At 76.3% G+C, this 10,075-nt stretch carries 7 protein-coding genes and 1 pseudogene; 7 read left to right on the forward strand and 1 reads right to left on the reverse strand.

Features of this window, described 5'->3' with window-relative positions; genetic code table 11:
- Window positions 1–74: 74 nt before the first annotated feature.
- The 5 genes from AB0E83_RS33755 to AB0E83_RS33775 all read left to right on the forward strand — a co-directional run bounded on the left by AB0E83_RS33755 (window position 75) and on the right by AB0E83_RS33775 (window position 5,522).
- Complete coding sequence (locus AB0E83_RS33755) at window positions 75–1,763, forward strand: lipid II flippase MurJ (protein ID WP_362120383.1); 1,689 nt, start codon at window positions 75–77, stop codon at window positions 1,761–1,763.
- Entirely contained in the window at window positions 1,660–2,463 is an 804-nt protein-coding gene (locus AB0E83_RS33760) for a polysaccharide deacetylase family protein (protein ID WP_362120374.1), read from the forward strand. The genes AB0E83_RS33755 and AB0E83_RS33760 overlap by 104 nt, the downstream gene beginning before the upstream one ends.
- Before the next feature lie 5 nt (window positions 2,464–2,468).
- A complete protein-coding gene (locus AB0E83_RS33765; protein WP_362120385.1) occupies window positions 2,469–3,620 on the forward strand; it encodes a glycosyltransferase in 1,152 nt (383 codons plus the stop codon).
- A gap of 79 nt (window positions 3,621–3,699) precedes the next feature.
- Window positions 3,700–4,383 carry a lipopolysaccharide biosynthesis protein gene (locus tag AB0E83_RS33770; protein WP_362120376.1) on the forward strand — a complete coding sequence of 228 codons (684 nt, stop codon included), beginning with the start codon at window positions 3,700–3,702 and terminating at the stop codon, window positions 4,381–4,383.
- A complete protein-coding gene (locus tag AB0E83_RS33775) occupies window positions 4,380–5,522 on the forward strand; it encodes a GNAT family N-acetyltransferase (RefSeq protein WP_362120378.1) in 1,143 nt (380 codons plus the stop codon). The genes AB0E83_RS33770 and AB0E83_RS33775 overlap by 4 nt, the downstream gene beginning before the upstream one ends.
- 726 nt (window positions 5,523–6,248) lie before the next feature.
- Here AB0E83_RS33775 and AB0E83_RS33780 read toward each other — a convergent pair.
- A pseudogene (locus tag AB0E83_RS33780) lies at window positions 6,249–7,253 on the reverse strand (glycosyl hydrolase); the annotation flags it as partial.
- A gap of 153 nt (window positions 7,254–7,406) precedes the next feature.
- Between AB0E83_RS33780 and AB0E83_RS33785 the strand changes: the two are divergent.
- On the forward strand, window positions 7,407–8,717 hold the full coding sequence (locus tag AB0E83_RS33785; protein ID WP_362120379.1) for an ATP-grasp domain-containing protein: 1,311 nt from the start codon (window positions 7,407–7,409) through the stop codon (window positions 8,715–8,717).
- 14 nt (window positions 8,718–8,731) lie between these two features.
- Window positions 8,732–10,021, forward strand: a complete 1,290-nt coding sequence (locus AB0E83_RS33790) for an FAD-dependent oxidoreductase (RefSeq protein ID WP_362120381.1) — start codon at window positions 8,732–8,734, stop codon at window positions 10,019–10,021.
- Window positions 10,022–10,075: the final 54 nt, after the last annotated feature.

The following is a 10,075-nucleotide window of genomic DNA, read 5'->3' on the forward strand; positions in this document are numbered from 1 at the left end:
GGGCCCGCCGGGTCTCCCTCCGCCGTGCCGCGCCGCCGGCGCCGCCGCGCACCGGGCGGCGGGCGCACGCCCGGGTGAAGGCGCGGGCGGGGGGCGGGCAGGGGCGGGGGTTCCTCGCCAGGGCCGCCGCCGTGACGGCGGGGCTCACCGCCGCCGGGGCGGTGCTCGGGCTCGTCCGGGACCAGATCCTGGCCGGGTACTTCGGGGCGGGCGCGGAGACGGACGCCTTCCTGGTGGCGTGGACGGTGCCGGAGTTCGCGTCCACGCTGCTCATCGAGGACGCCATGGCGCTGATCCTGGTGCCGGCGTTCTCGCGGGCGCTGGCCCGCCGTCCGGGGGCCCGGTCCGGGGATCCCGTGCGGGACCTGGTCCGGGGGACGCTGCCCCGGCTGGCCCTCGCCGTGGGGGCGGTCGCCGCGGTCCTGGTCGTCGCGGCGCCGGCGGTCGTCCGGCTCCTGGCGCCCGGGCTGCCCGATCCGGGGCTCGCGGTGGACTGCGTCCGGCTCACCGCCACCTGTGTGCTCACCTTCGCGCTGGTCGGCTACTGCTCGGCGGCGCTGCGGGCGCACCACGTCTTCCTGCCGCCGGCCACGATCTACGTGGCGTACAACGCCGGGATCATCGGCACGATGGTGCTGCTGCGGGAGCCGTGGGGGGTGCGGTCGGCCGCCGCCGGGGTGGCGGTCGGCGGGGTGCTCATGGTGCTGGTGCAGGTGCCGGCGCTGCTGCGGGAGCTGCGGGCGCGGCCGGTGCCGCCGCGGGTGCCGGAGGTCCCGGTGCCGGGCCCGGCCGGGGACGGGCGGCTCGTCGTCCTGGGGCTGATCGCGCCGGTGGTCGCCTTCTCGGTGGTCCGCCAGTCGCAGACGCTGATCGAGCGGTTCCTCGCCGCGCCGCTGCCGGCCGGGGCGATCTCGTACCTGAACTACGCGCAGAAGGTCGCGCAGATGCCGATGATCCTGTCGCTGATGCTGTGCACGGTCAGCTTCCCGGTGGTCGCGCGGGCGCTGGCCGCGGGGGATCCGGAGGGGGCGCGGCGGCGGGTCGAGCGGGATCTGCTGCTCGCGGCGGTGGTGGTCCTGGTGGGCGCCTCCGTGGTGATCGCCGCCGCCCCGAAGATCGTCGAACTGCTTTTCCAGCGCGGCGAGTTCGACCGTACGGCCACGACCGCCACCGCCGCCGTGATGCGGGTCTACGCGCTCGGGCTGCTCGGCCAGACCATGGTCGGCGCCCTCGTCCGCTGCTACTTCTCCGCCGCCCGCCCCCTCTGGTACCCGGCCGCCGCGATGGCCGCCGGGCTCGCCGCCACCGCCGCCGCCGGGGTGCCCGGCGCGCGGGCCTGGGGCGCCGTCGGCATCGCCGCCGCCAACGCGCTCGGCATCACCCTGACCGCCGTCCTGCTGCTGCGCGGCGCCCACCGGCAGACCGTCCCGGTCCGGACGGACCGGCTCGGCGTGGGCCTGCTGCGGCTCGCCACGGCCGCCGCCTGGGCGACCGGCGCGGCCTGGCTCTGCTCGATGGCGATCGGCCCGCCGGCGGCCGCCGTCGCCGTCGCGGTCCTCGTCGTCGCCGGCGCCTTCCTGGTCTTCATCGCCTGCGCCGCCGAGGCGCCGGAGATCCCTCCCCTCCCCCGCTTCCCCACCCGACGCCGAAGGACCGACCATGCCCGCCCCCACCGCGCTGCGCCGACTGCTGCCGAAGCCTCCCCTGTGGGCGAGGCCGCCCCTGTGGGTGGCGATGTACCACTCGATCACGGACACCGCTGACGACCCGTACCGGGTGACCGTCTCCCCCGTGCGCTTCGCCCGCCAGCTCCACTGGCTGGGCGACCGGGGGCTGCGCGGGGTGTCGATGCGGGAGCTCCTCGCGGCGACCGCCGAGGGGCGGGCGAAAGGGCTCGTCGGCCTCACCTTCGACGACGGCTACGCCGACTTCCTCGACTCGGCGCTGCCGCTGCTGCGCCGGCACGGCTTCACCGCCACCGTGTACGTCCTGCCGGGCCGGCTCGGCGGCGTCAACGACTGGGACGCCGGCGGCCCGCGCAAGCCGCTGCTCACCGAGGAGGGCATCGAGCGGATCGCCGGCGCCGGCATGGAGATCGGCTCGCACGGCCTGACCCACCGGCGGCTCACGGAGGCCGACGACGCCACCCTCGCCGACGAGACCCGGCGCTCCCGGGCCCTCCTGGAGGAGATCACCGGCGGCCCGGTGGACGGCTTCTGCTACCCGTACGGGGCGGTCGACCCGCGGGTGGTCCGCGCCGTGCGCAAGGCCGGGTACGGCTACGCCTGCGGCATCGACCCCGGCCCGCTGACCGGCGTGTACGCGCTGCCGCGGATCCACATCGACGAGGAGGACACCGCGTGGCGGCTGACCGCCAAGCGGGCGCTGCACCCGCTGCGCCGCCGGCACCCCGCCGAGCTGGTCCCCGCCCGGTCGGGCCCGGCGGCGGCGGTGCTGGGATGAGCGGGCTGAAGGTGCTGCACGTCATCACCGGCCTCGGCATCGGCGGCGCCGAGCAGCAGCTGCGGCTGCTGCTGCGCCATCTGCCCGTCCGGGGGCGGGTGGTGACGCTCACCAACCCGGGCCCGGTGGCGCTGGGCATCGAGGCCGACGGGACGCCGGTCACCCACCTGGGCATGGCCGGGAACCGGGACCTCGGGGCGCTGCCCCGGCTCGCCCGGCTCGTCCGCGAGGGCGGCTACGACCTGGTCCACACCCATCTGTACCGGGCGTGCGTCTACGGCCGGCTCGCCGCCCGGCTCGGCGGGGTCCGCCGGGTCATCGCCACCGAGCACTCGCTGGGCGAGTCGCAGATCGAGGGCCGTCCCCTGTCGGCGGGCACCCGCGCGCTCTACCTGGCGTCGGAGCGGCTCGGCACCTCCACGGTCGCGGTCTCGGCGAGCGTGGCCCGCCGGCTCGCCGACTGGGGGGTGGCGCCGGACCGGATCGAGGTCGTGCCGAACGGCATCGAGACCGGCCGCTTCGCCTTCGTCCCGCGGGCCCGCCGCCTCACCCGGGGCGTCCTCGGCATCCCGGAGGACGCGTTCGTCGTCGGCGGGGTGGGGCGGCTCGCGCCGGGGAAGCGGTTCGACCGGCTGATCCGGGCGGTGGCCTCGGTGCCGGAGGCCCGGCTGCTGCTCGTCGGCGACGGCGAGCGGCGCGAGGAGCTGCGGGCGGTGGCCCGCGCGTGCGGCGCCGCCGGCCGCGTCCTGTTCTTCGGCGCGTGCGAGGACCCGCCCGCGCACGGCCCCGCCGGTCCGACGCTGCCCGAACTCCTCGCCGCCATGGACGTCTTCGTCTCCGCCTCGCCGGACGAGACCTTCGGCCTCGCGGTCGTCGAGGCGCTGGCCGCCGGACTGCCGGTGCTGTACGTGGCGTGCCCGGCGATCGAGGACCTGCCGGCGGACGCGGCGCCGGGCGCCCGCCGGATCGGCGGGTCGGTGCCCGAACTGGTCGGCGCCCTGCGCGAGGCGCGGGCCGCGCGGGGACCCCGTCCGGTCCGGCTGCCCGCGCCCGCCGCCGCCCGCCGCTACGACATCGCGCGCAGCGCCGACCGGCTGATGGCCCTGTACGAGCGGGCCGTCCACGACCGGCGGACCGGCGCCGCGCAGTCCCCCTGAAGCCCCCCGCGTCCCTCCCCCGTTCCTCCGTAGCCCTCCGAGCCCTTCCGACGTCCCCGTTGAAGCGAGAGAACCCGTCATGACCACCATCCCACCCCGCGCCGACCGCCTGCCCGCCCGACTGCGCTCCCCCGGCCGCTGGGCGGTGCTGCCCGCCGCCGTGGTCGCCGGGGCCGCCCTCGGCGGCGGGTACGGGGCGCTCAAGACGCCCGAGTACGCGGCCACCAGCTACGTCATCGTCGTGCCCGGCGAGAAGTCCGACCCGGCGGCGGCGCTCGGCTTCGCCCAGGCGTACGGGCGGGTCGCCACCGACATCGCGGTGACCGGCGACGCCCAGGTGTGGGCGGGGGTCACCACCGCCGCCCTCCGGGAGAGCGTGCAGGCCGAGACCTCCCCGGACGCGCCGATGATCTCGATCACCGCCCGGGCCGCGAAGCCCGCCAAGGCGGTGTCGATCGCCGACGGCGTGGCCCGCGCGCTGATCCTCAACTCCTCGCACGTGGCGGGCAGTACGGGCGTGAAGGTGGTGCAGTTCTCCCGCGCGACCAAGCCGGCCGACCCGGTGTCGCCGTCCGCGCCGCTCTCCGCGCTGGTCGGCGCCTGCGCCGGCGGGCTGCTCGGCGGGCTCGCGCTGCTGGTCCGGCCGAAGCGGGCCGCCGGGCGCGCCGAGGGCCGGCACTCCCGGCCGGCCGGCGCCCCCGGGACCACCGGCGCCGCGGTGCCCGCGCCCGCCGCCCACCGGCCGGAAACGGAGGCGGTGTGACCACGGGAGGAGCGCTGCGGACCGAGATCTGCCGTGACACGGAGGGCTTCGGGCGGCTGGCGGCCGAGTGGACGGCGCTGTACGGGCGCTGTTCCTCCGCCACCCCGTTCCAGTCCCACTCCTGGCTGTACTCCTGGTGGCTCTCGTACGGGCGGCCCGGTGCCCTGCGGGTGGTGCTCGTACGGGACGGGGCCGGTGCGCTGGTGGCCGCGGCGCCGCTGATGCGGGCACGCGGGCCACTGCCGGTGCTGACCCAACTGGGCGGCCCCATCAGCGACTTCACCGACGTGCTGCTCGACGACGAGCGGCCGGAGGCGGCGGCCGTCCTGGCCGGGGCGATCGCCCGTACGGCCCGGGGCGCGGTCGTCGACCTGCGCGAGGTGCGGCCCGGCGCCGCCGTCGAGCGGGTCTTCGCCCAGTGGCGCGGGCCGCGCCGCCGGCTGCCCGACTCGCTCTGCCTGGAGCTGCCCGCCGTCCCCATGGAGGGCCTGCTCGAACGGATCCCCTCCGGGAAGGCCCAGCGGGTCCGCGCCAAGCTGCGCAAGCTCGACGCGCTCGGCATCGACGCGCGGGTGGTGACCGGCCCCGACGTGCCCGCCGCCCTCGACCGCCTTCTGACCCTCCATCAACTCCAGTGGCGGGGGCGGGGGGTCACCGCCGAGCACACCAGCGAGCGGTTCGCCCAGCACCTGACCCGGGCGGTCCGGCCCATGGTGGAGCGCGGTGACGCGATGGTCACCGAGTTCCGGCTCGGCGGCGACGTGGTGGCCGCCGACCTCACCCTGATGTCGCCGCGCCTCGCCGGCGGCTACCTGTACGGCGCCGACCCGGTGCTGCGGGAGCGGAAGGTCGACGTCGCCGCGATGCTGCTGCGGCACGGGGCCCGGGAGACCAGCGCGGGCGGCCGGGCCACGCTGAGCATGCTGCGGGGCAGCGAGCCGTACAAGCACCACTGGCGGCCGGAGCCGGTCCGCAACCGGCGGCTGCTGCTCACCGGCCGCGGTACGGCCCCGCTGCTGTGGCTCCGCGCGGGCGCGGCCGACGCCCGGCGCTGGGCGGCCCGGCAGGCGCGGGAGCGGGCCGGGGCCGGCCGGCGCCTCGCCCGCCTGCCCGGCCGCGCGCCCGCGCCCCGCGCCTGACCGTCAGAAGGGCCAGACCCCGTTGAGGGCCCCCTTCCAGTCGAGGTCGACCCCCAGGTCGAGGTCGTCCTTCCACCCCGTCTCCTTGGGCACGCACACCGGCCCACCGATCCAGCTCTCCACCCACGCCCCGAGCTCGACCTTCCAACAGTCGGGCTTGGGCTCGGGCTTGGGTTCCGGCTTAGGCTCGGGCTTCGGTTCCGGCTTGGGTTCCGGCTTCGGCTCAGGCTTCGGTTCCGGCTTCGGCTCGGGCTCGGGCTTCGGTTCCGGCTCGGGCTCAGGCTTCGGTTCGGGCTTGGGCTCAGGCTTGGGCTCGGGCTTCGGTTCCGGCTTGGGCTCAGGCTTGGGTTCCGGCTTCGGCTCAGGCTTCGGCTCGGGCTTCGGTTCCGGCTTGGGCTCAGGCTTGGGTTCCGGCTTCGGCTCAGGCTTCGGTTCCGGCTTGGGTTCCGGCTTGGGCTCAGGCTTCGGCTCGGGCTTCGGTTCCGGCTTGGGCTCAGGCTTGGGTTCCGGCTTCGGCTCAGGCTTCGGCTCAGGCTTCGGTTCCGGCTTCGGTTCCGGCTTCGGCTCAGGAACCGTCGGGTCGACAGGATCCACCGGATCGACCGGGTCAACAGGATCGACCGGGTCCACCGGATCCACCGGGTCAACAGGATCGACCGGATCCACCGGATCCACCGGATCCACCGGATCCACCGGATCCACCGGCACCGAAGGCTCCGCCCCGTACAGCAATTCCCGGAAGACGCGGGACGACTGCGGGTTCTCGTCGCACTGCCAGACGCCGTGCGGGCAGTAGTCCGTGATCGTGTGGTACAGCGGCTTGTGCTCCCGGATCCACTCCAGCATGCGCCGCATGTACGTGGGATTGTCGCCGTTCCGGAAGAGCCCCCATTCGGGGTAGGAGATCTGCTTTCCGTGCTCGGCCGCGAATTCGACCTGTTTCCGCAGTCCGTACGGCTCGTTCACGTGCCGGTCGAAATCGGCGCCGGGCGGCTGGTCGTACGAGTCCATGCCGATGATGTCGACGACGTCGTCGCCCGGATAGCACTCCGTCCACGGCACGGCGTCCAGGCCCCGGCTCGGGTTGAAGTCGAAGCGGAACTTCCCGCCGGGCACGGACCGCATGGTCGTGACGATCCGGTTCCAGTACTTCTTCCAGGCCGTCGGGTCCGGCCCGCACCGGTGGGTGTACGTGGTGCCGTTCATCTCCCAGCCGAGGACGAGGACCGTGTCCAGGGCCCCGGCCTCGACGAGCCGGCGGGCGAGGGTGCGGAAGTGGTGGTCGTAGTAGCCGGCGGCGCCGAGCTGGAGCTGGCGGCGGACCTCCTGGTCGGAGACCCCGGCCTCGTTCCGCTCCAGCATGGGGACGTTGAGGACGAGCAGCCGGTCCCGCTTGGCGTTGCGCCAGTCGGCCCAGGCGTCGAGGAAGCCGGGCGGGCCCTCGATGTTGGACCAGAGGTCGCCGGGCAGGTACGTGTGGCCCACGCGGAGCTCACGGCCGCCGAGCCAGCGCTCCAGCTGGCCGATCCGGGCGACCCCGAGCTCGCCCGAATCGAGGAAGGCCCCCATGGCGCTGGTGGCGGGGAGAGTCGGACCGGGGGCCTCCGTCGTTAGGGATGCGTCGGCACGGGCGGGTGCCGACAGCACGACGGAACCCGAGACGAGGAGGCCGGCGGTGATCACCCCCAGCCATGTCCTTCTTTTTCTCGGTGTTCCTCCGACAGGTTCCATGGCCGCTCCTTCGCACGCACGCCATTTGACGATCAGTCAATCCGATGTTCTGAAAGTATTCCTAATGAGCCGACCGTGAACTCGGCTTCCCTCCGCTCCGTAGTCCATTAGTGGATTTCATCGCCCAGTTGGGGCACCCGAGATGAAGGTGCAATGCCCGTGCCGCCTTTCGACACCCGCGTACCCGCAGTCCTCGTGCGGCTCGACCGGAACCCCTTCCACCACGGGACCCTGGGCGCCGCCCGCTCCCTGGGCCGGGCCGGGATCCCGGTCCACGCGGTCGTCGAACCGGCCGACGGGCCGGTGACCCGCTCGCGGTACGTGCGCTCGGTCCGGGCCCGCCCCGCCTCCGCCACCTCCGCCGAACTGGCCGCGCTGCTGCTCCGGATCGCGGGCGAGGTCACCGACGCCCCGTCAGATCCCGTCCTCGCCGTCCCCCTGGACGACGTCAGCGCCCTCGCCCTCGCCCGCCGCCGCGCCGAGCTGGCCGACCGGGTCCTGCTGCCCGAGCAGACCGAGGAGCAGCTGCTGCGGGTCGCGGACAAGGCGTCCCTCGCCGGCACCTGCGCCGCCCTGGGCCTCCCGCACCCCCGTACCGAACTCCCCGCCAGCGCCGAGGAGGCCGCCGCCATGGCCTGGGCGCTCGGGCTGCCGGTGGTCGCCAAGTGGAGCCGCCCCTGGCTGCTGCCCGCCGGCGCGGGGCTGCGGAGCACGACGATCCTCCGCTCGCTCGCCGAGGTCCGGGAGCTGTACGGACGCACCCCGCAGGCCGGCAGCCGGCTGCTGCTCCAGGAGCTGCTGCCGCCGGGCCGGGACCTCGACTGGTTCTTCCACGGGTACGCGGACACCGAGGGGCGCTGCGCCGCCGGGGCCACCGGCCGCAAGGAACGCTCCTGGCCGGACGGGGCCGGGCTGACCGCCGTCGGCCGCTGGGCGCCCAACCCGGAGGTGGACCGGGCCGCCCGCGACCTCCTCGGCGCGCTCGGCTACCGGGGCGTGTGCGACCTCGACTTCCGCCTCGACCGGGACACCGGCGCGTACCACCTGCTCGACTTCAACCCGCGCCCCGGCGCCCAGTTCCGGCTCTTCGCCGACGCCGGCGGGCTCGACGTGGTGCGGGCCCTGCACCTGGACCTCACCGGCCGGCCCGTGCCGCCGCACCTGCCCGCGTACGGCCGCCGCTTCGTCGTGGAGAACTACGCGGCGCTCTCCCTGCTCGCCTCCCCGCGCCGCCGGTCCACCGCCGGTCCGGGCACCGCCCGCCGGCCCGGCGAGCGCGCCTGGTTCGCCGCCGACGACCCGCTGCCCGCCCTCGTCATGGGCCGCGCCTGGCTCGCCCACCTGCTGCGCAGGGCCCTGGCGACGGCCCGGCGGCGGCTCGCGGCCGGCCGGCCCCGGCACCCGGCCGCCCTGCCGGGCCCCTCGGCCCCCACCTCCTCCACCACCCAGCTCACCCGGCGATGAAGACGGAAGACACGATGGCGAACGCGACGGCGAAGACGCATCCGGCACACGACCTGGTGGTCGTCGGAGCCGGCCCGTACGGGCTCTCGGTGGCCGCGCACGCGGTCGCCCGCGGGCTCGGCCCGGTCACCTTCGGCCGCCCCATGGAGTCCTGGCACGCCATGCCCGGCGGCATGTTCCTCAAGTCCGAGCCGTGGGCCTCGCACCTCTCCGACCCGGCGGGCGCCTACGGGCTCGACGCGTACGCGGCCGGCCGGGGCGTGCGCGCCGAGCACGGCGTCCCGCTGCCCGTCTCCCTCTTCGCCGAGTACGGCGACTGGTTCGCCCGGCAGGCCGTCCCCGCCGTCGACGAGCGGCTGATCGCCTCGGTGGCGCCCGCCCCCGGCGGCTTCGCGCTCACCACCGAGGACGGCGAGACGCTGCGGACCCGGACGGTCGCCCTCGCCGTCGGCGTCCTGCCCTTCCGGGAGATCCCCGGCCCGCTCCGGCACCTCCCCCGCCGATACGCCACCCACTCCAGCCACCACGGCGACCTCGGCGCCCTCGCCGGGCGGGACGTCACCGTCGTCGGCGCCGGCCAGGCCGCCCTGGAGACCGCCGCCCTGCTCGCCGAGGGCGGCGCCGCCGCCGTACGGATCGTCGCCCGGACCGGCCGGCTGCGCTGGAACACCCCGCCGCCCGCCCTCCACCGGGGGCCCTGGCCCGCCCTGCGGGCCCCGCACACCGGCCTCGGCTGCGGCTGGCGGAACAAGCTGTACGCCGACGCCCCGGGCGCCTTCCGGCGGCTGCCCGCCGCCACCCGCGCGCGGCTCTTCGGCTCGGCGCTCGGACCGGCCGGCGCCTGGTGGCTGCGCGAGCGGTTCGCCGCCGTCACCGACGTCCGGCTCGGCCACCGGATCACCGCGGCGGCCGTCACCGGCGACGAACGCCTCCGGCTCGACGTGGAGGGCCCCGAGGGGGCCACCGTCTGGGAGACCGACCACGTGGTCGCCGCCACCGGCTTCGTCCCGGCCCTCGACCGGGCCTCGGTCCTGGACCCGGCGCTGCGGTCCGCGCTGCGCACGACCGGGCCGGCGGGCTCGCCCGAGGTCGGCGCCCTCTTCGAGTCCTCCTGGCCGGGCCTCTTCGTCGCCGGGCTGCTCACCGCCCCCTCGTACGGCCCCTCGATGCGTTTCGTCCTCGGCGCCGGCTACACGGCGGGCCGGCTGGTCGAGGGGGTGTGCCGGCGGCTGCGCGCCGGGGGCCGGAGCGGCGCGGTCGGCCGGCCGCGCGGCGGCGAACGGGCCGTCTCCGCCCGGGTGTAGACGCGGCCCGGCCCCGGGGAGGGGGGGGGGGCCCGGGGCGGGGGGGGGGGGGGG

Origin of the sequence: Streptomyces sp. NPDC035033 (genome assembly GCF_040636735.1) — a bacterium.
Classification (GTDB): Bacteria; Actinomycetota; Actinomycetes; order Streptomycetales; family Streptomycetaceae; genus Streptomyces.

What these genes read in the sequence shown, in the direction of transcription:
- AB0E83_RS33790 (WP_362120381.1), top strand. Translation starts at nt 8,732, where the DNA reads ATGGCGAACGCGACGGCGAAGACGCATCCGGCACACGACCTGGTGGTC.
- AB0E83_RS33785 (WP_362120379.1), top strand. Translation starts at nt 7,407, where the DNA reads ATGCCCGTGCCGCCTTTCGACACCCGCGTACCCGCAGTCCTCGTGCGG.
- AB0E83_RS33770 (WP_362120376.1), top strand. Translation starts at nt 3,700, where the DNA reads ATGACCACCATCCCACCCCGCGCCGACCGCCTGCCCGCCCGACTGCGC.
- AB0E83_RS33760 (WP_362120374.1), top strand. Translation starts at nt 1,660, where the DNA reads ATGCCCGCCCCCACCGCGCTGCGCCGACTGCTGCCGAAGCCTCCCCTG.